General features: G+C 70.3%; 21 protein-coding genes. 9 read left to right on the forward strand and 12 right to left on the reverse strand.

Translation table 11 applies throughout. From position 1 onward, the window contains the following. Positions 1-335 precede the first annotated feature (335 nt). Entirely contained in the window at positions 336-722 is a 387-nt protein-coding gene (locus tag KIK05_RS39970) for an ATP-binding protein (protein WP_214416100.1), read from the forward strand. Between the two features lie 171 nt (positions 723-893). Here KIK05_RS39970 and KIK05_RS39975 read toward each other — a convergent pair whose 3' ends face one another. The 3 genes from KIK05_RS39975 to KIK05_RS39985 all read right to left on the reverse strand — a co-directional run bounded on the left by KIK05_RS39975 (position 894) and on the right by KIK05_RS39985 (position 3352). After that, the gene (locus tag KIK05_RS39975; protein WP_214416101.1) at positions 894-2057 is read right to left on the reverse strand and encodes an acyl-CoA dehydrogenase family protein; all 1164 of its coding nucleotides are present in this window, start codon (positions 2055-2057) and stop codon (positions 894-896) included. Between the two features lie 126 nt (positions 2058-2183). Beyond that, positions 2184-3023 (reverse strand): SRPBCC family protein, encoded by an 840-nt coding sequence (locus KIK05_RS39980; protein ID WP_214416102.1) that lies wholly within the window; start codon positions 3021-3023, stop codon positions 2184-2186. Further along, the gene (locus KIK05_RS39985) at positions 3020-3352 is read right to left on the reverse strand and encodes an ArsR/SmtB family transcription factor (protein ID WP_214416103.1); all 333 of its coding nucleotides are present in this window, start codon (positions 3350-3352) and stop codon (positions 3020-3022) included. Before KIK05_RS39985 ends, KIK05_RS39980 begins: the two co-directional genes overlap by 4 nt. 137 nt (positions 3353-3489) lie before the next feature. Here KIK05_RS39985 and KIK05_RS39990 point away from each other — a divergent pair, with 137 nt between their 5' ends. The 3 genes from KIK05_RS39990 (at position 3490) to uppS (ending at position 5428) form a co-directional block, all read left to right on the forward strand. After that, complete coding sequence (locus tag KIK05_RS39990) at positions 3490-3789, forward strand: PadR family transcriptional regulator (protein ID WP_214416104.1); 300 nt, start codon at positions 3490-3492, stop codon at positions 3787-3789. Then, entirely contained in the window at positions 3786-4562 is a 777-nt protein-coding gene (locus tag KIK05_RS39995) for a hypothetical protein (protein ID WP_214416105.1), read from the forward strand. The genes KIK05_RS39990 and KIK05_RS39995 overlap by 4 nt, the downstream gene beginning before the upstream one ends. Positions 4563-4657: 95 nt before the next feature. Further along, positions 4658-5428, forward strand: a complete 771-nt coding sequence (uppS, locus tag KIK05_RS40000; protein ID WP_214416106.1) for a polyprenyl diphosphate synthase — start codon at positions 4658-4660, stop codon at positions 5426-5428. Between the two features lie 32 nt (positions 5429-5460). Here the strand turns inward: uppS and KIK05_RS40005 are convergent, their stop codons facing one another. The 4 genes from KIK05_RS40005 to KIK05_RS40020 form a co-directional block, all read right to left on the reverse strand. After that, on the reverse strand, positions 5461-5844 hold the full coding sequence (locus KIK05_RS40005; RefSeq protein ID WP_214416107.1) for a hypothetical protein: 384 nt from the start codon (positions 5842-5844) through the stop codon (positions 5461-5463). Between the two features lie 109 nt (positions 5845-5953). After that, positions 5954-8200 carry an accessory Sec system translocase SecA2 gene (gene secA2, locus KIK05_RS40010; protein ID WP_214416154.1) on the reverse strand — a complete coding sequence of 749 codons (2247 nt, stop codon included), beginning with the start codon at positions 8198-8200 and terminating at the stop codon, positions 5954-5956. Between the two features lie 60 nt (positions 8201-8260). After that, entirely contained in the window at positions 8261-9790 is a 1530-nt protein-coding gene (locus KIK05_RS40015; RefSeq protein WP_214416108.1) for an MDR family MFS transporter, read from the reverse strand. A 110-nt stretch (positions 9791-9900) separates the two neighbouring features. Then, positions 9901-10791 (reverse strand): DMT family transporter, encoded by an 891-nt coding sequence (locus KIK05_RS40020; protein WP_214416109.1) that lies wholly within the window; start codon positions 10789-10791, stop codon positions 9901-9903. 461 nt (positions 10792-11252) lie between these two features. Between KIK05_RS40020 and KIK05_RS40025 the strand changes: the two genes are divergently transcribed. Then, the gene (locus tag KIK05_RS40025; protein ID WP_214416110.1) at positions 11253-12056 is read left to right on the forward strand and encodes an alpha/beta fold hydrolase; all 804 of its coding nucleotides are present in this window, start codon (positions 11253-11255) and stop codon (positions 12054-12056) included. On the opposite strand, the gene fxsT is transcribed toward KIK05_RS40025, so the two are convergent. Genes fxsT through KIK05_RS40045 form a run of 4 tightly spaced genes read right to left on the reverse strand, consistent with a single transcriptional unit; the run spans position 12057 to position 19992 of the window. Then, entirely contained in the window at positions 12057-15995 is a 3939-nt protein-coding gene (fxsT, locus tag KIK05_RS40030; RefSeq protein ID WP_214416111.1) for an FxSxx-COOH system tetratricopeptide repeat protein, read from the reverse strand. Further along, complete coding sequence (locus KIK05_RS40035; RefSeq protein WP_308250318.1) at positions 15992-17482, reverse strand: TIR-like protein FxsC; 1491 nt, start codon at positions 17480-17482, stop codon at positions 15992-15994. The genes fxsT and KIK05_RS40035 overlap by 4 nt, the downstream gene beginning before the upstream one ends. Then, the gene (locus tag KIK05_RS49215; protein ID WP_214416113.1) at positions 17443-19812 is read right to left on the reverse strand and encodes an FxsB family cyclophane-forming radical SAM/SPASM peptide maturase; all 2370 of its coding nucleotides are present in this window, start codon (positions 19810-19812) and stop codon (positions 17443-17445) included. The genes KIK05_RS40035 and KIK05_RS49215 overlap by 40 nt, the downstream gene beginning before the upstream one ends. A gap of 9 nt (positions 19813-19821) precedes the next feature. Further along, positions 19822-19992, reverse strand: coding sequence for a hypothetical protein (locus KIK05_RS40045; protein ID WP_214416114.1), 171 nt, complete (start codon positions 19990-19992; stop codon positions 19822-19824). Between the two features lie 835 nt (positions 19993-20827). Here KIK05_RS40045 and KIK05_RS40050 point away from each other — a divergent pair. The 4 genes from KIK05_RS40050 (at position 20828) to KIK05_RS40065 (ending at position 23900) form a co-directional block, all read left to right on the forward strand. After that, a complete protein-coding gene (locus KIK05_RS40050) occupies positions 20828-21709 on the forward strand; it encodes a DUF4231 domain-containing protein (RefSeq protein ID WP_214416115.1) in 882 nt (293 codons plus the stop codon). Between the two features lie 37 nt (positions 21710-21746). Beyond that, positions 21747-22226, forward strand: coding sequence for a hypothetical protein (locus KIK05_RS40055; RefSeq protein WP_214416116.1), 480 nt, complete (start codon positions 21747-21749; stop codon positions 22224-22226). Positions 22227-22288: 62 nt separating this feature from the next. Next, positions 22289-22648 carry a VOC family protein gene (locus KIK05_RS40060; protein WP_214416117.1) on the forward strand — a complete coding sequence of 120 codons (360 nt, stop codon included), beginning with the start codon at positions 22289-22291 and terminating at the stop codon, positions 22646-22648. Positions 22649-23015: 367 nt separating this feature from the next. Then, entirely contained in the window at positions 23016-23900 is an 885-nt protein-coding gene (locus tag KIK05_RS40065) for a DMT family transporter (protein WP_214416118.1), read from the forward strand. Here the strand turns inward: KIK05_RS40065 and KIK05_RS40070 are convergent. Further along, positions 23875-25020 (reverse strand): FAD-dependent monooxygenase, encoded by a 1146-nt coding sequence (locus KIK05_RS40070; protein WP_214416119.1) that lies wholly within the window; start codon positions 25018-25020, stop codon positions 23875-23877. The genes KIK05_RS40065 and KIK05_RS40070 overlap by 26 nt on opposite strands. Between the last annotated feature and the right edge of the window lie 36 nt (positions 25021-25056).

The raw sequence follows: 25056 nt of genomic DNA on the forward strand, positions 1-25056 counted from the left end.
GTGGGAAGGGGGCCACGATGGTTCGGGGATGGGGAAGCTCCTGGGAGCGCTCCCAGGGTAGTGGCAGGTTTCACCGGCATTCAGGCCTGAGGCCCATGGTCCACCTCCACCAGTGAGGTGCTCTGAGCTGGGAAAGCGTCGCGTCTGGCCGTGCGCTCCGGTCGATGCTCGAAACAATCATGTCGCTTCTGGTTCACAGAGGACGGTCGGCTGCCGTAACGTGGTGTGGGAGCGCTCCCATTAAGGAGGAGCAGGTGTCCCTCGCCTCCCGTACGCACCCCTCGTTTCCCGCCGACCCGCTCGCAGGAACTCCCCTGCGGACCGCGGAATGGATCATGCCTGCCGATCTCGAGAGCGTGAAGACGGCGCGGTCCCTCGTACGGCAGGAGTTGTGCCTGTGGGGCACCGCGACGCTGGCCGACGACTGCTCCCTGATCGTCAGCGAACTCGTCACCAACGCCATCCGGCACGGCGGCACCGCCTTCTCGCTGCGGCTGGGCAGCGACGGAGGCTGGGTGTACGGCGAGGTCTTCGACGCGGGTGACGGGCTGCCGTGCGAGACGAGCGGTGACCTCGGCGCCACCGACGGGCGAGGCCTGCTGATCGTCGCCGCGCTGGCGGACGACTGGGGCGTCCTGCCGGCCGAGGACGGCGGCAAGACGGTGTGGTTCGTGGCGGGGCTGGGCGGCGAGGGGCCGACCCCGCGGCTCGGGGGTCCGTGAGGTTTCGCCGGGACGCGACCGGGCGGTGCGCGCCTCGGCGACCCGGTACGGCCCGTGCCTCCGAAGGGCCGCCGCCCGCCAGCGCGGGCGGACGGCGGCCCGGCGCGGGCCGTACCGGTACCACCGCACCACGGACGGCGAGCGGGGTGCGCGGCCGAGTCGTGGCGGCGGTCAGCGGAAGGCGTCCAGGCCGGTGACGGCGCGGCCCAGGGTGAGGGCGTGGACCTCCTCGGTGCCCTCGTACGTCGCGACGGTCTCGAGGTTCACCATGTGACGCATCACCGGGTACTCCAGCGTGATCCCGTTGGCCCCGTGGATGCTCCGCGCGATCGCGGCCACCCGCTGGGCCGCCTGCACGTTGGCCAGCTTGCCGAAGCTGACGTGCGAATGGTGGAGCAGGCCGTCGTCCTTGAGCCGCCCGATCTTCAGAGCCGTCATCATGGCGTGGTTGACGTCGACGAGCATGTCGGCGATCTTGCGCTGGGTCAGCTGGAACCCCGCGATCGGCCGGTCGAACTGCACCCGGTGCTTGGCGTAGTCGATCGAGGCCATCAGACAGGTCCGCGCGGCTCCGGCGACGCCCCACACGATGCCGTACCGCGCCTCCGAGAGACAGGACAGCGGGGCCTTGAGCCCTTCGGCGCCCGGCAGGAGCGCGTCGGCGGGCAGTCGCACGCCGTCCAGGACCAGCTCCGAGGTGATCGAGGCGCGCAGTGACAGCTTCTTGTGGATCACGTTGGCGCTGAAACCGGGGGTCGAGGTGGGAACGAGGAAACCGCGGATGCCCTCGTCCGTCGCCGCCCACACGATCGCGACGTCCGCCACCGACCCGTTGGTGATCCACATCTTGGTGCCGTCGAGCACCCAGTCGCTCCCGTCGCGGCGGGCCCGGGTGCGCATCGAACCGGGGTCGCTTCCGGAGTCGGGCTCGGTCAGGCCGAAGCAGCCGATCATCTCGCCGGTGGCCATGCGCGGCAGCCACTCGTCCTTCTGCTCCTGCGATCCGAACCGGTGGACGGCGGTCATGGCGAGCGACCCCTGTACCGAGACGAAGCTGCGCAGGCCGCTGTCCACCGCTTCCAGCTCGCGGCAGGCCAGGCCGTAGCTCACGGCGTTGGTGCCGGCGCAGCCGTACCCGGTCAGGTGCATGCCGAAGACGCCGAGCTTGCCGAGCCCCCGGGCGAGGCTCCGCGGGTCGGGAATGGTCCCGGCGTCGAACCAGTCGGCGACGTGGGGGAGTAGCTCGGCGCTCGAGTAGTCGCGCACGGCGTCGCGGATCGCCCGCTCCTCGTCTGAGAGGTCGCGGTCCACGTCGAGGAAGTCATGAGGGTTCATGCGCAGTCACCGTCAAAGATCGCGGAGGTGCTCGTTGATGCCGCTCCTGTTACCCAGCACCCAATCACAGGGCCCGCCGCCGCCACAGACCGAGGGGACGACCGGCGTGTCCGCGGGGCCCGCGGCTCAGGGCAGCATCTCGCGGGCGAGCGCCTCGATGCGGTCGCGCCAGGCGGCGAGCGCGGGGGCCGGGTCGGTCAGGCCGGTCTCGGTGAGGACGAGCCGGGCGCCGTGCCCCGTGCCCCGTGACAGCTCCCAGCGGACCCGGCCGCCGGCCCGCGCGTACTCCAGGACGGCGGGCGGCCGGAGTGCGGTCACGGCGCCCGTGCCGCCGAACCCGTCCGGCGCGGGGGCGCCCGCGGTGGCCGTGGCACCGCCCAGCCTGGCCCAGACCTTCTCGACGGGCTCGGTGAGCTGCCGCTCGAACCGCACCCGCCACCCTTCCCCGTCCCGCTCGGCGGAGCCCTCCGCCAGCGCGAAGGCCTCGACGTACGCCTGGTGCAGGTGCGGGAAGCCGCCTTCGGGCCACTGGACGGGCTCCCCGGCCAGGACGGACTCCATCGCGTTCAGGCAGACCTCCCAGCCCGAGGCGTAGCTGGCCGCGGCCGGGCGGTCGTGGAAGACGTGCGTGAACGTCAGCAGGCAGCCGCCGCCCTCCGGGCGGAGTTCGAAGCGCAGGAGGGTGTCGCTCTCGCGCGGCATCGCCGCCGGGGCGTACTGGACGAACGCGAAGACCTTCGGCGGGTCGAGTTCGGCGACGACGCCGTCCAGGACGGTGCCGTGCCCGTCGTCGAACGTCACCTTCCCGCCGACCTGGAGGTCCAGCTCGGTGACCTGGAAGGGGAACCACCGGCCGAGCTGGGCGGGCTCGGTGACGGCGCGCCACACCTTCTCGGGGGCGTGCCTCAGCCGGCGTTCCATGCGCAGGACGGCCCGGCCGTTCTCCATGGTCAGGCTCTCGTTCATGATGCTGGCTCCTCTTCGTGCTCGTCGGGCACCGCGTCCAGGTGCCGTTCCAGGGCGTCCAGGCTCTGGCTCCACAGCCGCCGGTACGGCGCGAGCCACTCGTCGATCTCGGCGAGCGGCCCGGGGCACAGCTCGTACCACCGGCGCTGCGCCTCGCTGCGCACGCGGACCAGGCCGGCCTCCCGCAGCACCCGCAGGTGCTTCGATGTGCCGGGCTGCGTCAGGCCCAGGCGCTCGGTGAGTTCACCGACCGGGCGTGGACGTTCCAGCAGCAGATCGAGGATCCGCCTGCGGGTGGGCTCGGCCAACACGTCGAATGTCACGGACACGCTGCGAATATACCTGGCTGGCTATATGCCTGCAAGGTTATGTAAGTGCCATCTGCCGGGCCGGGAGGTCGGTACACGCCTCGTACTACTCGTCACGTAGTACAGTCGGAGGTGAGGCCTTGAGCGGAGGAAGCGGGTTGCAAGCCAACGATTCTCAGACGCTGGTGCTCTGCGTGCTGGCCAACGGGCCGATGCACGGATACGCGATCAACGCGGCCATCGAGGAGCTGACCGGGGAGCGCCTCGGGCCCGGGAGCCTGTATGGCGCCCTGGCCCGGCTGGAGGCGAAGGAGCTGATCGAGTCCCTCGGCGAACAGGGGCGCCAGCGTCCCGTGCGCCTGACCCCCAAGGGCCGCCAGGTGCTCGAACAGGAGCTGCGCTCGATGGCCAGGGTCGCGGAGGCCGGCCTCAGGAACCTGGGGGTGACCCCCGCGTGACGCTCAGCCGTGCCCTCGTCAGGCTGTACCCCGAGGCGTTCCGCGACCGCTGGGGCGCCGCGCTGGAGTGCGAGGCGCGCGAGGCGGGCTGGAAGTCGTGGCCGAACCTCGCCCTCGGCATCGCCGACATGTGGCTGCACCCCGCGGTGTGGCCGGCCCGCTCCCGTGCCCAGCGGCACGGACGGGCGGCGGTGATGGCGATCACGGTCACCGCCGCCTGCTGGCTTCTCACCCACGCGGCCGCCGAGCTGGACGGCCCCTCGGGCATCGCCCGTGGCCGGGCCGTCAACGCGTGCGTCGCCACGATGCTCCTCGGGCTGGCGCTCGTGGCGCCCCGTCCCCGCCTGACCGCCGAGGCCGTGATCGCACTGGGGCGCCGGGCGGCCCGCCTGCTGGCCGTTCCCATGTGTCTCGGCGCGCTGGTGGTGGCCGCCGCGCACGTCGGCGGCCTGGCCTCCGCGGGATCACCGCTACGGGCCGCGCTGCTGATCTGCTGGTGGCTCGCCCTGCCTCTGGCCGCGTTCCAGACCTGCCGCGTCGTCGCCGGGCTCGGTGCGGACGTCGCGGTGCCCCCGCCACCACGACGTCTGCGCGCCGGCGTCCGCACCCTGGCCGCCGCGGGCGCGACGGCGGGTGCCCTGCTGCTCACCTGGTCGGTGAGCGGCGGTCATCCGCACCCGCTGTCCGCCACGGCCGGAGCGGGCCTGCTCCTGCTGAGCGCCGCGTTCGCGACGACGCTTCGCGACCTGCGGGAGCTGAGACCGGACGACTGAACCGGCCCGACCGGCCCCGCGCGTGCCCGCCCGGGCCGTACAGTCGTCGGCACGTGGCCCCCGCCGGCCATGCCCGTGTCCCCTGGAAGGTGGAGATGACCGACCTGCTTCACGCCCTCTACGCCCGCCGCCTCCGCCGGCAGGTGACGGCGGGTCCGCTGCCGCAACACGTCGGGCTGATCGTCGACGGCAACCGCCGGTGGGCCCGGCAGAAGGGCATGGCCAACCCGAGCCTGGGCCACAAGTACGGCGCCGAGCACATCGACCACGTGCTGTCCTGGTGCGAGGGCCTGGGGATCAAGCACATCACGGTCTTCCTCTGCTCCACCGAGAACCTCCAGCGGCGCGGGGACGCCGAGGTGGCCTTCCTGATGCAGATGATCGAGCAGATGGCGGCCGACCGGCTGTGCGGGCCCGCGCCCCGCTGGCAGGTGCACATCGCCGGGATGCTCGACATGCTGCCCGACACCACGGCCCGGGCACTGAAGAAGGCCGTCGAGGAGACCCGCGACTGCGTGACCGGCAACCATCTCACCCTGGCCATCGGTTACGGGGGCCGCCAGGAGGTCATCGAGGCGTTCCGCGAGCTGCTGTACGAACGCGCCGAGGCCGGTGAGACGCTCACCGACCTGGCGGCGAGCCTGACCGTGGAGGACGTCGCCCGTCACCTGTACACCGCCGGCCGCCCCGACCCGGACCTGGTGATCCGCACCAGCGGTGAGCAGCGGATGTCCAACTTCCTGCTGTGGCAGAGCGCCTACTCCGAGCTGTACTTCTGCGAGGCCTACTGGCCGGCGTTCCGCGAGATCGACTTCCTCCGCGCCCTGCGCAGCTTCGCCGCCCGGCAACGCCGCTACGGCGCCTGAACCGAAGCCTTCGGGCCCGGCTCGGGCTCCGGTCAGCGGACGAAGGTCGTCTTGGCCCCGCAGCGCGCGAACTTGACCTTGTAGGGCTTGCTCACGCACGCCCAGAGCTCGACCTTGCCGTGCGAGAAGTTCTTCGTCTTCTGCTCGAAGCAGTCCTGGTTCTTGTAGTAGTTCGCGTACTGGTAGGTGTGGCCGCCGTAGCGGACCTTCGCCATCGCGTACCGGTGGTCGGTGCTGCGGTCGCAGATGATGATCGTGTTCTTGTCGGTGAGCTCGGCCTCCGCCAGCGCGTCGCCGTGGGAGTCGGTGATGGCCGCCCAGGGGTGGATCGCGTGCGCGGCGGCGGCCGAAGCGGCGGTCCCGGCTCCCACCGTCGCGAACGCGACCCCGGCGACGGCGGCTGCGGCGACAAGCATCTTCCTCATCATTGGTTCCCCTTCTCGTTGCGACTTCGATGGATTGGACACCGGAAGTCGCCGAGAAGTTCGGACCTGTTCGCCGCTGATCTTCCTCTACGGGCGGTGCTCAGCCGAGTTCCTGACGGCGCCTGCCTTTCGGGGTGAGGCTCTTCAGGGCGCGGGTGAAGGCGTCGCCGAACGGGTTCTCCTGCACCAGGTACGTCCAGGTGGCGCTCGGGCGCTTGAGGTCGCCGTCCGACGGGGTGAGGCCGTCGGCGGTGATCGTGGCGTTCTCGAACGTCTCGACCGACCGGCTTTCGACGTCCTCCAGCAGCTTGCGGTAGGCGGCGACGCCCTCGCGGTGGAACTCGTCGAGGGGGGCGAGCTTGTGCCCGAGCGCGCGCAGGTGGATGCCCTCGCGGACGTCGGACATGAAGCCGAGGTACTCGGTCCAGCCGCGGTCGAGGTGGAACAGGACGATCTGCCGCGCCGCCTCCTTCAGCACGCTCTCGTCCACCTGCTCGCCCAGCTCGCTCCACCGCTCGGGGCAGGCGCGGGCGAGGGCGTCGGCGGCGGCGTCACCGTGCAGCACCCTGTCGCGCTGCTGGAGGACCTCGGCCCGCTGCAGTTCGAGCAGCCGGGTGTAACGCCAGGTGTTGCGGTGGATCTCCAGGTTGGAGCCCTCGGCGACCCGCTGCGCGTGCCCGACGACGTACGCCGCGCGCTTGTGCCGGACCACGCCGTCGTCGTCGGCCTTCGGCAGGGCCTCGTCCGGGGCGTAGTGGGTGATCAGAGCGTCTTCGAGGCTCACCAGGAACACCGAGCCGCCGGGGTCGCCCTGGCGGCCCGCGCGGCCTCTGAGCTGGTCGTCCAGGCGGCTGCTCGCGTGCCTGCCCGAGCCGATGACGTACAGGCCGCCGAGCTCGGCCACGCCCTCACCGAGGCGGATGTCGGTGCCCCGCCCGGCCATCTGGGTGGACACGGTGATCGTGCCCCGCACCCCGGCCCCGGCGATGATCGCGGCCTCCTCGGCGTCGTTCTTGGCGTTGAGCACGGCGCACTCGAGGCCCTCGGCGCGCAGGTCGTCCGCCAGGCGTTCGGACTCCGAGACGTCGAGCGTGCCGATGAGGATCGGGCGGCCGGTGGCGTGCACGCGGACGATCTCCTCGACCAGCGCCCGCTCCTTGGCCGGGACCGTGTCGTACACGCGGTCGGGCTCGTCGACCCGGATACACGGCTGGTTCGAGGGGATGACGGCGACCTTCAGCCCGTAGAACTCCCGGAGCTGCTCCTCGACCGCCACCGCCGTACCCGTCATGCCGCAAATTTCGGGATAACGGCGGATGAGGCCCTGCACGGTGATCGAGTCGAGGACCTCCCCGGTCTGGCTCGCCGGCAGCGCCTCCTTGGCCTCCACGGCGGCCTGAAGGCCGTCCGGCCAGCGCTGGAGGGTCGCGACCCGGCCGCGCGACTGGTTGACCAGCTGGATCCGGCCGTCGCGGACCAGATAGTCGACGTCGCGCGTGAGCAGCGCGTGGGCGTGCAGGGCGAGGTTCACCCGGGTGAGCACCTCGGGGCTCTCGTACAGGTTGATGCCGCCCAGGGCCTTCTCGACGGCGTCGGTGCCCTTCGTGGTGAGGAAGACGTTGCGACCCTGGTCGTCGAGCTCGTAGTGGTACCCGCGGGACAGCCGCCGTACGAGGTCGGCGGCCTCGGGCGCGTGGACGCCCGGGTCGGCCGCGCCGGCGAGCACCAGCGGGACGCGGGCCTCGTCCACCAGGACCGAGTCGGCCTCGTCGATCAGCGCGACGGAGGGCTCGGGGACGATGACGTCGCCGGGGGAGGTGGCCATGCGGTCACGCAGCAGGTCGAAGCCGATCTCGCTGACCGAGGCGTACAGGACGTTCCTGCCGTACGCCTCCCGGCGCTCCTCCGGGGTGGAGGACTGGCTGATCCAGCCGACCGAGACGCCGAGGGCCTCGTAGAGCGGGCCCATCCACTCGGCGTCGCGCCGCGCGAGGTAGTCGTTGACCGAGATGACGTGCACGCGCTTGCCGCGCAGCACGTGCCCGGCGGCGGCGATGGCGCCCGACAGGGTCTTGCCCTCACCGGTGGCCATCTCGGCGACGTTCCCCGACAGCAGGGCGAGCGCGCCGACGAGCTGGACGTCGAACGGGCGCATGTCGAGCGTGCGCCGCGCGGCCTCGCGGGCGATCGCGCAGAACCCGGCGAGGTCGTCCAGGGACGGCCGGGGAAGCTCGTCGAGCGCCTTCAGGCGCTCCTCATGGCCGGCCGCCTGGGTGGCCACGCGTTGAAAAGGGGCAATGTTCACGCTTCCTGGGCGATCCAGGAGGTTTTTGATGAATCGCGATATCGAGGCCACGTCCCCTCCAACGCCTCCTACTGTAACGGCGTTCCCGCCACCTAGATCGTCTCAGGCGCTCCGGGCTGGTACATCATGCCGTGCCGAGGCGGCCACGTCCGACAGCGGAACCTCCCTGAGGAGGAAAGTGAGGACGAAACCGACCGCGACGATCGGGGCGACGTACAGGAAGATCGGCGGCAGCGCCTGCGCGTACGCCCCGGCGACCGCCTGCCGCGCCGGCGGCGGCAGGTGGTGCACCAGCTGCGGGGTGATCGCGTTGACCCCGTGCACGGGCAGCCGGACGCCGGTCGCCTTCAGGGTGTCGGTGAGCCGATGGATGAAGACGGCCCCGACCAGCGACGTCCCGAGGGAGGCACCGGTCTGGCGGAAGTAGTTCACCGCGGAGGTCGCCGCGCCGACGTACCGGTGGTCGACGCAGTTCTGCACGATCACCACGAGCGTCTGGATCACCATGCCCAGCCCGAACCCGGTCACGAACATGAAGAACCCGTTGAGCACCATCGACGACGTGGCGGTCATCAGCGAGAGCAGCACCAGGCCCACGACGAGCAGGCCGAGACCGACGATCGGGAAGATCCGGTACCGGCCCGTCGCGGTCATGACCCGCCCCGAGCCGATCGAGGTGATCGTCATGCCGGCGACCATCGGCAGCATCAGCATGCCCGACTCCGTCGCACTCGCGCCGTTCACCATCTGCAGGAACGTCGGCAGGTAGGCGATGGCCGCGAACATCCCGACCCCGACGAACACCGAGATCGCCGCGGGGAGCACGAACTGGTTCTCACGGAACAGGTGAAGCGGGATGATCGGCTCCTCGGCGGCCCGTTCGGCCAGGACGAATCCGGCGGCGAGGACCACCGCCCCCGCCGCCAGGCCGATGATCACGGGGGAACCCCAGTCGTACTCGGTGCCGCCCCAGCTGCCGACCAGCACCACGCACGTCGAGGTGCCGGCCAGCAGCGCCGTGCCGAGCACGTCGAGCTTCGGGCGCGCGGTCGGCTTGGGGAGCTTCAGCACGATCGCGGTGATGGCCAGAGCGAGCAGGCCGAGAGGCAGGTTGACGTAGAAGCACCAGCGCCAGCTCGCGTGGTCGGTGAAGAAACCGCCGATCAGAGGGCCGATGACCGACGCCAGACCCCAGACGGCGCCGATGACGCCGGAGTACCTGCCCCGCTCGCGCGGCGAGACCACGTCGGCGACGATGGCCTGTACCCCGATCATCAGCCCACCGCCGCCGAGCCCCTGAAGTGCGCGGAAGGCGATCAGCTCGGGCATGTTCCGCGACGCCCCGCACAGGACCGACCCGACCAGGAAGATCACGATCGCGGCCTGGAACACGATCTTCCTGCCGAACAGGTCGCCGAGCTTCCCGTAGATCGGCAGGCCGATCGTCGAGGCCAGGATGTACGCGGTGACGATCCACCCGATGTGCGACAAACCCTTCAGATCGCCCACGATGGTCGGCAGAGCCGTGGAGACGATCGTCTGGTCGAGCGCGGCGAGGAGAAGGGCCACCACCAGCCCGACGAACACGAGGTTCACCTGCCGGCGACTCAGCCGCGGGGCTTCGACGTGCATCCATGCCACCTCTCGTCGCGGGGCCGGACGGTCCCATCCAGCGTACGCACCGAAAACATCCCCCTACCCGTTCTCGCCGTCCCCTGCCGGTTCGCGGGCCGCCCGGCCGGCTAGGCGTCCCCGCCGAGGGCGGGCAGGGCCACCGAGACCAGCAGCAGGGCCGCGCCCGCGGCCGACACGGCCGTCAGGTGCTCGCCCAGCACCAGGACGCCGATCGCCGTCGCCCCCGCCGGCTCCAGCAGCGCCACCACCGACGCCGTCGTCGCCCGGACGGCGGCGAGGCCGGTGAAGAACAGGTTGTAGGCCAGAGCGGTCGGGACGGCGCCGAGGTAACCCAGCAGCGCGACCGTCGCCGCCTCCCCACCGCTCGGCACCAGCCCCTGCGCGACCGCGAGCGGGAGCAGCATGACGCCGCCCACGACGAAGCCCCACATCGCGGTCCCATAGGCGTCTGCGCGGGCGCCGGGCGCGTCCGACCGCGCCGACGCGCGCGAGTGAAGGGTGACCCCGGCGTAGGCGAACGCCGACAGCAGCGACAGGGTCAGACCGGACGTCGAGGCTGCCGACGGGGCGCCGAGGAGCAGGAGCAGCCCCACCAGGGCCAGCCCCATGCTCGCCGCCCCCGTGCGTCCGAGCCGCTCCGCCAGGAGCAGCCGGGCCCCGAGGGCCACCATCGCGGGGGTCGCGCCGAGCGTGATCACCGTCGCCATGGCCACCCCGGTCTCGGCCACCGCCGCGAAGTACGCGGCCTGGGAGACCGCGAGCCCGGCCCCGACGAGCAGCAGCCCGGTCCACCGGGGACGTCCGGACACGCCCCGCCGCAGGACACGGGCGGCGGCGAACAGGAGCCCGGCGCCGAACACGAAGCGCCAGAACGAGACGGCCACCGGCCCGAGGCCGCTGACCTGGTAGAGCAGCGCCGCCGCGGGACCGCCGGTGCCCCAGATGGTCGCCGCCAGGGTGACGTACAGCATGCCTCGCCGAGTGGAGACGTGCGTCATGAACTTTCTCTCCAAGGAAGTGGTCGCGAACAGGGCCCGTACGCGGGCAGCAACCACCCACCGGACCGCTCAGGCCCGGATCAATGGAGAGAGACCGCCCGCTTAGCGGGCGACCGGCGGAGAAACGATCAGCACACGACGCATGACGGCAAGCGTAGCGGTTTCGAGGAGAACCACCACGCCCGGCGCCCGCCCTGGATCGGCGTCTGCTTCTCCGCACCACGTCTCGCCGGCCCGGCCCCCGTCCCGGGCGGAGATGGCGGTGAGGGTGGATCTTGGCCGAGGGTGGACGGGGAGGGTAAGGCGAGTCTGCGCCGGTTGCTCTTTCCCGCCGCGTGGAATCGGGAGATGTTTGATGGGGGTGTCTCGACTACGGGAGGCGGGATTTGACGAAGGTCGTGTGCACGGCTGATGGCAGACGACTCGCAGTCGAGGAGAAAGGGAAGCCCGGAGGCGACCCGGTGTTCCTCCTGCACGGCACACCGGGAAGCAGGATCGGCCCGTGCCCGAGAGGGTCGGTCCTCTACCGGCTCGGCGTGCGGCTGATCACCTTCGACCGTCCCGGGTACGGCCGCTCGGACCGCCTGGTCGGCCGTACGGTGGCGGCCGCCGCGGCCGACGTGGAGGCGATAGCGGATGCGCTGGGGCTCGACCGGTTCTCCGTGGTCGGCCGCTCGGGAGGCGGTCCGCACGCCCTGGCGTGCGCGGCCCTGCTGCCCGGGAGGGTCACCCGGGTGGCGGTCCTGGTCGGGCTCGCCCCGCGGGCGGCGGAGGGCCTCGACTGGTTCGGGGGCATGACGCCGTCGAACGTGAAGGAGTACACCGTCGCGCTGGCCGGGCGCAGCCGGTTCGCCGACTGGCTCGCCCCTGCCGCCCGCGAGATCCGCACCGACCCGGCCAGCCTGATCGCCGGGTTGTACGCGGAACTGCCGGAGGACGACCGGCGGATGGTGGCCAACCCCGGCGTGCGGGCCATGCTCCTGGAGAACTACGCCGAGGCGCTGCGGCACTCCGAGGACGGGTGGATCGACGACGCGATCGCGTTCTGCTCGCCTTGGGGTTTCGAGTTGGAGAGGATCACCGTCCCCACCCTGCTCTGGCACGGCGAAAAGGACAGATTCTCCCCGATCGGCCACTCCCGCTGGCTCGCCACCCGCATCCCGACCGCCACCATGAAGGTGGAGCCGGACGCGGCCCACTTCGGTGCCCTGGCGGTGCTCCCGGACGTGCTGCCCTGGCTGGTCGGCGGCGAGCAGGCCGCCTGATCACCAGAGCTGCGGCTCCAGGTCTCGGGTGATCCGGCGCCACGCCGCGAGGTCGGCGATGTGCGGGTGGTCGTCGCCCAGGACGTTGCGCATGGCGTGCAGCACCCGCTCGCGCAACTGGCGTGCCTCCACCGTACGGCCCAGGGCGTTCAGCGTCATGGCGAGGTCGGCCTCGCACACCAGCGTGTCGGGATGGTCGGCGCCGAGGATCTCCCGCAGGTCGGCCGCGGTGTGACGCTCCAGCGACTCGGCGGCGTCCAGCTCCCCGAGCTCCGCCAGGCAACCGGCCAGGTTGATCGCGGCGGCCAGCGCCAGGGGATGGTTCTCGCCGACCCTCGAGCCGAGGCTGCGCGCGGTGGCTTCGGCGAGTTCCTTCGCCTCGGCGAGCCGGCCGAGTTCGCGCTGATAGGCCGCCATGTTGTTCGCCGCGGCCAGCGTGTAGGGGTGGTCGGGTCCGAGGCTGTCCCGGAAGTGGCGCATCACGTCGGCAGCCTGGTCGAGCGCCGCCGTGATCTCTCCCGTCGTGGACAGGCACGCGGCGTACTCCAGGCGGCACAGAAGGGTCTCCGGGTGGCCGTTGCCGTAGCGCTGGATGTAGCGGCTGTGCGTCTCCTCCACCAGTTGACGCGCCTCCAGCTCCGCCCCGGTGCGGCGCAGGGAGATGGCGAGGCTCGTGGCCGTGCGCAACGTGTCGAGCAGGTCATCGCCGAGCACCTGGATGTAGTGCTCCAGGTTGACCCGCGTCATCTCCACCGATTCCGCGAGCTGGCCCAGCTCACGCAGGTCACGGGCGAGGTTGGCGGCGGTGTACAGGGTGTAGGGGTGCATCTCGCCGATCACCTGGCGCCGGCGGTCCACCGTCTCCTGGTCGAGGTCTCTGGCCCGTGAGAAGTGCCCGGCCAGCCGCAGGCTGACGCCCAGATTGTGCGCCGCCACGAGCGTACGCGGATGGTCCTCGCCGAACAGCTCCTTGACCCGCTCGTAGGTCTGGCTGTCGATCCGCAGTGACTCCTGGTAGTTCCCGAGGGCCCGCAGGTCCGCCGCCAGGCCTCCGGCCGTGGAGAGGGTGTAGGGGTGGGTGTCGCCGAGCTCGCGGGTCTGGTGCGTCAGCACCTCGGTGTCCACGATGTGAGCCTCGGCGTACCTGCCCATCGAGCGCAGGGTGTTGGCGAGGTGGAAGCGGAGGTGGACGGTCTGCGGGTCGTCCTTGCCGAGCTTGTCATTCCACTTCTCCTCCAGCGTGTTCGCCAGCGCGAGGCTTCGTTCGAACTCGCCGCGCTTCCACAGGTACCTCACGCGGTCGATGAGCAGCCGGCGCGTCTCCTCCTCGTCGCAGTCGGCCGCGGCCGACGGGCCGAGGTGCGGCCAGATCTCGTTGTACCGGGGCCAGTTGACCGGGTCATCGGTGTCGCCCACCTGGGGGCGGGCGGCCACCAGGATGCGATGGACGTCGTGGAGGGTGCTCTCCTTCTGCTGGGCGTTCATCCGGTCGCGGACGACGGCCTGGATGAGCCGGTGCACCTGGATGGAATTGTCGGCCTGGTCGACCCGGGCCAGGGCGTAGCGGCCGAGCTGCCTGATCACCGGGCCGAGCATGAGCTTCTCGCGCATCCTGGGGTCGTAGGGCAGCAGGCAGGTGACCATGACGTCGCTGTAGAGCATGTCGAGCGAGACCGGCTCGGGCCCGAAGAAGGCGAGCAGCTCGAGCAGCCTCACCGACGCAGGCGAACGCTCGCGGAGCCGCTCGAAGGAGAGGTTCCAGGTCGCCGCCACGGGGGTGGGGTAGTCGGTGGGCTGCTCGCCCAACTGCTCGGCGAGCTTCAGCATCTCGGTCAGCTGCTCGTCCAGCAGCCGGACGTACTGCTCGGGCGGCATGCCGGTCTGCTCCAGCCACGCGCCCGCCTGCTCGATCGCCAGCGGCAGGTCGCCCAGCGCGGAGGCCACCTTGTCGGCGTCGTCGCGGGCGAGGCCGGGTACGCGGCGACGCAGGTGCTCGATGCTCTCCTCCCTGGTGAAGACGTCGACCTCCAGAGGGTCGGCGACGCGGGACCAGGCGGGGTTGCGCGAGGTGATCAGGATGTGCCCGGAGCCGCTCGGCAGATAGGACTCCAGCTCGCGGGGGTCGTCGGCGTTGTCGAAGATCAGCAACCAGCGGGAGTACGGCCGGCCCAGCCGCAATGCCTCCCGCGCGGCCTTGGCGGCCTCGGTGACGTTCTCGCTGACCCGCACGCCGAGCTGTTCGGCGAGCTCGGCCAGCTCAGGGTTGATCAGCTCCAGGTGCTCGGCGGCGACCCACCAGACCACGTCGTAGTCGGCCATGAACCGGTGGGCGTACTCCAGCGCCACCTGGGTCTTGCCCACTCCGCCCAGGCCGTACAGCGCCTGGGGGAGGACGACGGTCTTGCTGCTGCCCACGATCTGGTCGCGGAGCCGCTCCAGCACGGCGTTGCGCCCGGTGAAGGCGGCGTTGCGGTTCGGGACGTTCCACACCGGGGGACGGATGCCCGGGAATCGGGGCCCGGCGGGTGCCGAGGCCGTGTCCTCGGCGAGGCGCGGAGGCCGCCCGAGCACCCTCAGCAGCGCCTCGGTCGCCTGATGCTCGTTCAGGCGGGTGAGGTCCACGGTCGCCCGCTCGCCCAGTGGCGGGGCCAGGCGTACGTCGGCGACGCGCACCGACACCAGCTTGGCGTGGCCGCCCTTGAAGTCGGCCGCCCCACCGGGCTTCCACAGGGACTGCATCTGCGCCGAGCGCAGGTAGGCGGCGGAGGCCACGGCGATGACGTGACTGAACACCTGCCCCTTGCCCGCGGGCTTCTCCGGTGGCGTGCCGGGCACGCCCTCGTTGTGCTGGACGACACGGAAACCGGCCCGTGCGAGCACCGAGGCCATCCAGTCGGCCCACATGCGGTCTTCGGGGACGTAGCTCAGCAGGAGGTCGGCGGGGACGGCGGCCGGCCTGCGGACGAACTCCTCGCGGACGCGCAGCCGGAGCTCTTCGGGCAGCGGCGGCATCGAGACGATCTCACCCTGCGTGATCATGCTGACCAGGCGTTCGAACGCCGCGAGCAGTGACGTCGGGGAACCCGGGGCGTCGCCGAACGCCGACAGGGTCTCCTCGAAGGCGTAGAAGGGCTTGTACGGGATCTCCACCGCGCCCCAGTAGTGGCGTAGCTGGTCGGCGGTCATCCCCTGCGGGAAGTTCTCGAACCGGCGCTTGGCGAGGTCGCGCCCGGCGTCGAGCTTCTCCTTCTCGCCGTCGTCGATGCGCATCGGGACCGGCAGGATGCGGATGTTCTGGCTGCGGTAGCGGGTGTTGATGTGCTGGGCGACCGCCGAGGCGCCCTCGATGCTCTGGTCGCTCAACGTGAAGCAGACCACGACCGTGTCGGGGAAGTGGACGGTGCAGATGTCGGCGATGTCGCTCAGACCGGTACGGCTGTCGAGAAGGATGTAGTCGTAGTGACGCTTCATGTCGGCGCGGAGCGCGTCGAAGAACTGGCCGCCGCCGAGCCGGGTGTAGAAGTTGTCCCAGTCGAAGGCCGCGACCAGGGAGGCGTAGTCGCGGTTCTGGCGGCCGGCGGAGATGAAGTCGAGCGTCCCCTCGCCGGGGAAGTCGTTCCAGTCGATCGACACGGCGTTGCGCTGCACCTTGGCGTAGTCGAGATGCCAGTCGCCGGGGCGCGGCTCGGACCGGAGCGTCGCCAGGGAGTACTCGTTGATCATGTCGATCACGCCGGCCGTCGCGCCGATGGTGTTGCCGTCCAGAAACGGGTGGAAGAACTTGTGCAGGCCCGGGGACTCCAGGTCCCAGTCGAGGACGAGCACCTTCTTGCCGTTGCTGGCGAGGATCCACGCCGTGTTGGCGAGGGCCATCGTGCGTCCGGTGCCCCCCTTGTAGGAGTAGAACGTGATGATGTGGCCCTCGGGGGCATCACTCATGGCTGAGCCTCCGTGTCGTTGCCATCGGACGGGGACAGGGGACCTTGCAGCCGCGGGCGTTCGATAGAGGCGCGCCCCTCGGGAGGATGCGCCGGAGCGTGCCGGAGGTACTGGGTCACCGCCGACCGGGCCATCTCCGGAACCGCCTTGTTGAACTGCTCGTAGCTGGGGATGCCGTTGGCGGCCGACCTCTGCACCGGGTGTCCCTCGGAGAGCTTGTTGTGGAGGGCCGCCTCCAGGCGGTGCCGCAGCCTGGGCTCGGCCTCGGCGGTCTGGGTGTCGTCCTTGTTCCAGGGCACCATGACGCTGATCCAGGGCTTGCCGAGCTCGTCGAGGCGGCGCAGCGGCTCCTGGAACTTGTCGGAGGTGGTGGCCCAGGCGTCGACGAGAAGCAGCCCGGGGCTGGTGGGCGGATCGTCGCCGAGGAGGTATTCGGAGTGCTCATCGAGCGTGCCGATGTCGGGCCGGAAGCCGAGGTGGCGCACCATGTCCGCGGTGTGGTCGGCGAGCGGCCGGTTGAGGGTCGGCCGGTAGGGGTTCCACTCGTGGGCGGTGCGTCCGTAGTGATAGGGGCCGCGGCCCTCCGGAAGGTTGTCGATGTCGGGCGCGACGACGGTGACCCTCAGCCGGTGGCCGTTGGGGCGCCCGGCGTCGTACGCTCCGAAAGCGCTTTCGAGTGAATCGTAGTCAGGCGGGTCTACGGGGGTCAGCCGCGCGGACTGGCCGACCTCGACGATGCGTCGCGCGAGGTGGTAGACGGCCGTCTCATATGCGTTACGGAACTGCCGGAGTTTCATGATTCCGTAAAATCCGTGTTCGGCGTACCGAGGCCCCAGGCCGGCGTGGTTGAACTGAATGGAACGCGCCACCTCGGGGAGCTCTTCCACCGGAACCGGCACCCAAATGGCGGGGATGATTGTCTCGACCCGCTCGGAGCCGCGTGCGCGATGGTAGAGAATGCGCTGCGAAAAGGCGGTCCACTCCTTGCCGCACTGCTCGCTTTCGAAGTAACGCCTGGAGTAGAGCGGCACGAAGACCCGGCAGGTCGCGAGCCCCTCGGCCAGCCGGTCGGGCCAGTAGCTGCCCGAGTGCAGCTCACGGTCCATGAAGCCGGCTCTGTCGCCATGGTTCAGCCCGCTGAGGACCATGACATGACGGCATAGATCCGTGAAGAGCCTTTCGACCCATTGGTCCGGATCATACGGGTCGTTCGCGTCGTGCCGGGGAGTGTGGGCGTAGCTCAGAAAGAAGTAGGGGCCGGCATGTGTATCATCTGACACTCGCAGACGCACCTCCAGCCCGAGTCCTGCGAGAATCTTGACTATAGAATCGCAGACTAGGCCTGGACAATGTCGGCAAGCAATGAAAAGCGGGGAAATCCCTGCGTGTGAATTATGTGCCGCACCGAATCCATGAATCGGCTGGACGTGAACGGGGGCCCGTCCTGTTACGACCGGTCCGACCCCTGTGCGCGCTGCTTGTCCCACTCACCGCGGTGACGGGCGGCGGCCTGGTCGGCCTCCCGCAGGGCGGCAGCGGTGACGGGCTCGTCGAGCCACGGACGGACGGTGCGGCGCATGACGGCGACGAATCGCTCCCCGGCCTCGGTGAGCGCGCGCGAGCCCGTCAGCGTCTCGACCGCCTCGGCCGTCTGGGTGCGCCAGCGCGCGAACTGCACGGCGGCACGGTGCGCCGCCTCCCCCTCGTCGGCCAGGCGGCGCACCCGCCAGAAGTCGGTGACGGCGAGATGGGCATAGGTGCCCTGCAACAGCCCCTCGAGGGGACGGGGGTCCGGGCGCCAGGGAGCGTAGTAGAGCGCGTCGTGCCCGGGGTCGTACAGGTCGTGGATGTCCATGACCGCCCCGAGCTTGACGTGCTGGAACTCGTGGATCAGCAGCAGCGCCAGGGACACCGCGGACTCGGGAAGCGCGGCGGCGACGGCGCCGAAGGCGTCGCGGGCCGTCGAGCTGACCTCCGAACCGTCGGTGGGAGGCACGAGCGGCATGATCACGCTGAGTCCGGCGGCGAGGCCGGGAGCGTACGCCGGGTGGTCGCGGCGGATGAGCTCCCACGCCTCGGCGAACATGGCCTGCCAGCGTCGCAGCTCCTCGTCGTCGAGCCGCTCGGCGGCCGGCCACTGGTGGCAGTCGCGGTAGAGGTCGACGTCGTCGAGCGCGACGCTCCAGCCGTCGGCCTCGAGCCGGCGCACCGGAGACCACCCGGCGGTGCCCGCGGGCGCGTCGAGCGCGACCGTCCAGGTGCCGTCGTCGGTGTGGACGGTGAGGCGCCCCTCGGCGGTCTCGACGGTCGCCTCCGCGGACTTGCCCACCTCCAACCGGCCGAGGGACGGCAGGTGCAGGCCGCCGTCGCGCACCGGCACGCGGAGCGAAGCCTGAACACCGGCGCGCACGGCGGCCACGGCCGCGATCGCGGGCAGGTGCCCGTCGTCGGCGCGGCCGGTGAGACACTGCACGGCCCACACGCGGACATAGGGGTGTGCCAGCACCGAGCCCAGCACGGGACGCGCGTCGCGGTCGACCTGGGTCAGCAGACGCCAGGCCTCCACCGCCGTCGAGGCGTGTCCCACACCGGCGACGACCGCGCGACGCAGGCTCTGCTGGGCCTCCTCCAGGCGCGCGACGGCGTCGGCGGCGCCGTACCCCGCGGCGAGCGCGTCGAACTCGGCGGTGGTCAGGGAATGCGTGCTGGTGTCCACGGAACGCACCGCTTCCTGGATATGGGTGATCAGCCGTAGCAGATCGCGGCAGTAGACGCTGGGATTGTCGAAGCCGGAGCCGGTGCGGTGGCGGTGGGCGTACAGGCCGCCGCCGCAGGAGGAGACCACAGGGCATGACCTGCATTCGGCGGCGAGGCCGTCGAGGCCGCTCTGGCGGCCGGCGATGCCCGGGTGGGACGCCACGACGTCGAGCGGGTGGCTCTCGACGGTGTATCCGGTCGAGGGGGCGCCGTCATAGGCCGTCTTCAGCGAGTCGGCCTGCTCGTAGGAGCCGTCGGTCTCGATCACGACCAGATCGCTGGGCTCCAGCCCGAGCGACTCGGTGAGGCTCGGCCTGTCGCCGAGGGTGCGCAGCGCCGACTCGAACAGCCGCACGGTCATCGGCCGGCCGTCGGCCAGCCAGCGGTCGAAGATCTGCACGAGCCACTCGCCGTACGCGCCGGGGGCTCCGGGCGGGGGATCGTCCCAGGTGGCATGCGGGAGCAGGAAGTCGACCCGGGGAGGCTCGAGTGCCGCCAGCGCCTCGTAGACGGCGACGGGGTCGTTGTCGACGTCGATGGTGCACAGCAGGCCGGAATACAGCTGCGGGCACCGCTTCCTGACCAGATCGATCGCGTCGATCACCTTGTCGTAGCTGCTGCGACCGTTGGCGTACAGGCGATGGCGGTCGTTGGCGGCACGGTCGCCGTCGAGCGAGATACCGATCTTGATGTCGTGTTCGGTGAAAAGGTCGCAGAACGCCTCGTCCAGCAGGACGCCGTTGGTGTGGATCTTGAGCTCGAGGTCACAGACGCCGTCGAGCGCGCGGGCCAGCTCGCGGGCGATGCGGCCCAGCCGTTCACGACCCGCCAGCAGCGGCTCGCCGCCGTGCAGTACCACGTCGACACTCGACAGGCCGTGCCGTCTCGCGTGCTCGGCGATTCTGGCCGCCGAGCGGGTCGCCGTGTGGTCGGACATGACCTTGGGCCGGCCCCGCCAGCTCTGATCGGCATGTTCGTACACATAACAGTGGTCACAGGCCAAATCACAGCGGCTAGCGACCTTCAGTACGAATTGCCGAAAAGGGACGGGGAGGCTCACGGGGGCGGCTCAGATGGAGGAGTTGAAAGCGGCGACGCTCACCCCGGTGGTCGAGACCTGAACCCGGTCGAGCAGGCCGGCTCCGGCGAGGGAGCCGAGGCTCGCCAGTGAAATCTCCCGCACATCCGCGAGATCGGTCGCGGCTCCGGACTTCGAGTCCTCGGCGATGTCGTTCTTCATGGTGCCACCTACAGTCCGGAAGTATCGATTACGAACAGCATGCGTTACGAGAGGTATCTGAAGTGTAACGTTCCGTGCAGGATCCTTCACGCACTCTGCTAAGACATCGTTCACAGACTCGCCTGTGGCAATGGAAAGCATCGATACGCCCTGGTCGGTCACTCGGCCGGTCCCGCTTCACCTTCGAATACGGGCGAATTCAACCATCTTTTCGTGTGTTAAGGGTAGCCGGATACCGGTCGCACCCCTATCAGGGTTGACGAGTATGTCACGTATGTCCGCCTGTTGAGCTGCTTATCCGTAATGAAGTGACTTGCGGACTTTAAACGGATTGCTCCGTAATGGCCGATTGATAGTAGGCTGTGTCCGGATGGGGCAATGTCGAAGGGGATCGGCCTGGAGGTAGGCCTCCGGGCTTGACCTGCTCGTTTACTCCTGGGGGCCGCCTGATGATCTGGTCCGTGATTGCAAACATGAACCTCAGCGCGAGATGTCCGTAAATCCGGTTTTAAGATGATTGATCACCCTTGCGACGGGTGTGCTCAATGAGCGGGGAGAGAGTTCCTTGTTCCGGTCGAGGGCCTTCTGGTTGTGGATGGCGAATGCGACCGACATGCTAGGCGTCTGGCCTTGGGTAGCGTCCCTGCCTGGCATTTCGGACTTGTCGGATTGTCTGTTAAATGTGGCGAGCGTTGACAGGGAGGCGAGCGATGCGTCATACCTAAGTTTCGCCATTAAACGATCATTTATCGGCATCGCAACCGTATAACACTTCTGCCGGTCGCCACCTGCGGCCACACTTGACATCGATCAAATAAACGGCTCCAGTGAATAAATGGCCAGTAATCCGGAGGCAGGGTTCCCTGCGCTCTATCAGGCCGCGGACCGGGGGGCCGTCGTGGGGCAGCGGCGGTTGCTCGCCGCCACCAGCCTGCGGCTCGCCTCGCTGGTGATGGCCGCCGTGTTCGGGTCGTTCAGCATCGACGCCGGGCAGGTGGACGCGGCGGCGCTGGTCGCGGGGGCGGCCCTCGCCACGGCGCTCGTCACCGAGGTGTACCTCCTCACCGCGCGGCCCGACCGGCAGTGGTACGAGGCGAGGGCGGCGGCGGAGTCGGCGAAGACCCTGGCGTGGCGCTATCTGGTGGGAGGGGAGCCGTTCGGCAGGGACGTCGGCGACGACGCGCGGGTCGACCTCCTGTTGCACCGCAGGTTCTCCGAGATCACCGGTGGGATCAAGGGGTTCGCCCCGATTCCTCCGGCGGAAGAGGAATCGCAGGTCACCGCGATGATGCGCGACATCCGGGCGCTGTCGCTGGAGGAGCGCCAGAGGCACTACATGACCGGCCGCATCAACGACCAGCGCACCTGGTACAGCATCAAGGCCAGGTACCACGACCGCCGTGCCTCGCAGTGGTCGGTGGCGCTGGCGGCGATGGAGGCCTGCGGCCTGATCGCCGCCGTCCTCAACGCCGTCCAGCTGATCAACATCGACCTTCCGGGCATCCTGGGCGCCGTCGCCGCCGCCGGCATCGCCTGGCTCCAGACCCGGCAACACCAGCAACTGGCCACCTCGTACTCGATAGCGGCCCTCGAACTCGGCGACATCGTGTCGCGGGTCGAATGGCCCCGAACCGAGTCGGAGTGGGCGCACTTCGTCGACGAGTCCGAGGAGGCCATCTCGCGTGAACACATGCTGTGGTGGGGGTCGCGCAGCTGAGGCCCGCGTCCCTCTCACGACCGTCAGGAGCCCGCCGGTGCGCATCGCCGTCTCAGGTCATCGCGGGTTGCCCTCCGGTACGGCCGTGCTGGTCGAGGCGGCCATCAGGGAGATCCTCGCCGAGCACGAGGTTCCCGCCGAGGTGAGGGGCATCTCCTGCCTGGCCGACGGCGCCGACCAGATCTTCGCCCGGGCCGTGGTGGATCTCGGCGGCACGCTGGAGGCGGTCGTCTGCTCCGAGACGTACCGCGAGGGCCTTCCGCCGGCCGCGCGGGACGAGTACGACACGCTCATGAGCGCCGCGCGGAAGGTGCACCGGCTGCGGCACGTCGAGTCGACGAACGAGTCGTACATGGCGGGCAGCCTGCTCATGCTCGACCTGGCCGACGAGCTGTACGCGGTCTGGGACGGCGAGCCGGCGCGCGGCTACGGGGGCACGGCCGACGTCGTGGCCGCGGCGCAGGGGCGGGGGATGAAGGTGCGGGTCATCTGGCCGGAAGGGGCGCGGCGCGACTGAGCGGTCGAAAACGGCCGGCATACATGACAGCGGTTGACAGGTATGCCGTCGACGATGGACACATGACGACGCACGCCGAACTCATCGCGATCACCATTGACTGTGCCGAGCCCAAGAAGCTCGCCGAGTTCTATTCCAAGATCACAGGCTGGGACGTGACGTATGCCGAGGACGCCTATGCCGCCGTCGGGAACGAGACGACCAACATCTACTTCCAGCAGGTCCCGGAACGGAAGGCGGCCGCCTGGCCCGGTCCGGACAAGCAGTTCCACCTGGACTTCCGGGTCCCGGACGTGGACAAGGCCGTCCAGGAGTACATCGAGCTGGGCGCCACCAAGCCCGACTTCCAGCCCGGCGGGCACTGGACCGTCATGGCCGACCCCGAGGGCCACCTGTTCTGCGTGTGCCCCGAACGGTCGTGACGACGGCGGCCAGGGCCGGGTGCGAGGGCACCCGGCCCTGCCACATGTACGGCATATCCGGATTGGGGGGCCCGTTTTCGGGCAGGGGAGGACACCATGCCGGAGCACACGGGACCGCCAGGACCGACGAACCCAGGCCGGACCTCCGAGGACACCGTGCCGGAACCCCGTGGCGAACGCGTTTCCGCAGCGAAATCACGCCGTCTCTCTCCGTCGACGTCCCGGAGCGCGGGCCCCTCCCGCCGTGCGCAATGCCGGGGATTGGCGAACCGGCGACGTAGGTTTGTCCCTAAGCTGACGGGGTGTTCCGACTGATGACCCCACATCTGCCGTCCCCTGCCCTCCTGCTTGCGGCCGGTGGTCGCCCATGATCTGGCTTGGTGTGTCGATCGCGCTGGTCGGCGCGCTCGGGTACGCCGGAGGCGCGGCCCTGCAGCAGCACGAGGCCGTCCGCGGCGGCGCCAGCCTGAAGCTGGTCAAGCGGCCGAGGTGGTGGATCGGGGGTGTCATCGGGTTCGCCGGCGCGTCCCTGCACGCGGTCGCGCTGAGTTTCGCGCCGCTGGTGCTGATCCAGCCGGTCAGCGTGACGACGCTGGTCTTCGCCGTTCCGCTGGCGGCGGTGCTGCACGGCAGGCGTCCCCACAAGGCGGAGGTGCTCGGCTCCATCGGGGTGGCCGCGGGACTGCTGGGGCTCATGCTGCTGATACCGCAGACCGACACCCGTCCCGTGCTGTCGACCCCGGCGGCGCTGGGCTTCCTCGCGGTCGTGGCCGCGGTGGTCGGTGTGTGCGAGCTGGCCGCGCGCCGCGCCAAGGGCCCCACCAAGGCGCTGCTGCTGTCCATCGGGGCGGGTTCGGTGACGGCGTCGGTGTCGACGTTCGTGCGGGTCGTCGGGGGAGGCCTCGGGGGCGACTTCTCGCGCCTGCTCCACTGGTTCACCGCCGCCATCCCGGTGCTGCTGGTCTGCGCCATCGTGCTGCTGCAGAAGTCGTACGCGGTGGGCTACTTCGGCATCGCGTACGCCGGGGTGCAGGTGGTGGACCCGATCACCTCGGTGCTCGCGGGCGCCATCCTGCTCGGTGAGCCGCTGCCGAGCGGCGCGGGCAACGCCATCCCCGCCGTGATCTCCGCGGCCGTGCTGATCGCCGGGACGATCACCCTCGGCCGCCTCGCCCCCGACAGCACCAAGGCCGTCACACCCCCGCACCCGGAGGTCCCCGTCCCGGTCACGACGCGGGCGGGCGCCAGCTGAGGACGTCGTCGAGCCGGCGCAGCATGAGCTCCTCCGGGAGGCGACCGGCGAGCGACATGAGCGTCTCCCTCGCCCAGACGGCGAGGGGGTTGGTCCACCTGGTCACGCGGCAGATGTTCCAGGAACTCTCCACGATCTTCGTCGTCCGGGGCAGTCTGGCATCGGTGTAGGCCGCGAGCCGGCCCGCCGTACCTCCACCCTCCATCACGTGCGCGAGGACCACGGCGTCCTCGATCGCCTGGCAGGCTCCCTGGCCCATGTTGGGCGTCATCGCGTGCGCCGCGTCGCCGAGCAGGGCCACCCGCCCCTGGTGGAAGGCGGGCAGGGGACGGGCCGACGAGAAGACGTCGTGCCTCAGGATGCCGTCCGGCCGGGCCGCGGCGAGCAGCCGGGGGATGGGGTCGTGCCAGTCCCCGAACAGCCGGAGCAACTCGTCGCGCTGGTCGCCGCCCTTCGGCCCGCTCCGGTCCAGGGTGGCGGTGGCGTAGCAGTAGACCAGGTCGCCGGCGAGCGGCATGATCCCGAAGACCGTCCCGGCACCCCACGTCTCGCTGCCCCGCAGGTCCATTTCGGGACGGGGGACGACCACCCGCCAGCTGGTGACGCCGGAGTGCACCGGTGCGGGATGGGCGGGGAACAGGGCGCGCCGTACGGCCGAGTGGATGCCGTCGGCGGCCACGATCAGGTCGGCGTCGAGGTCGCCGTCGTCGGTGGAGACCCGCCCGGTACCGGGGTCGACGGCGTGGACGGTGGTGCCGAGGCGCAGCGTGTCCGGGGCGAGCCGGGCGGCGAGCAGTTCCACCAGCGCGGGGCGCAGGAGGACGACGATGGGCTCGCCGAAGCGGGCCTGTGCGGTGGCGGCGTCGGTGTGCATGAACCACCGGCCGTCCGGCGCGCGCAGCCCGGTGCCGCCTTCGAGCGCGGCGAGCTTGCGCACCTCGTCGCCCACGCCGATCGTCTGCAGCGCCCGGAGCGCGTTGGGGGCGATGGCGAGCCCGGAGCCGATGGGTTCCAGTGATCGCGCCCGCTCGCACAGGGTAACCGACCAGCCCTTCTGACCGAGGGCGATGGCGGCCGTCAGTCCGCCGATCCCGCCGCCGATCACTACCGCATGAGACATGAAGTCCTCCCTCACTACAGATGTAGTTACGGTACT

This window comes from Sphaerisporangium fuscum, assembly GCF_018531465.1.
In the GTDB taxonomy this organism is placed as follows: domain Bacteria; phylum Actinomycetota; class Actinomycetes; order Streptosporangiales; family Streptosporangiaceae; genus Sphaerisporangium; species Sphaerisporangium fuscum.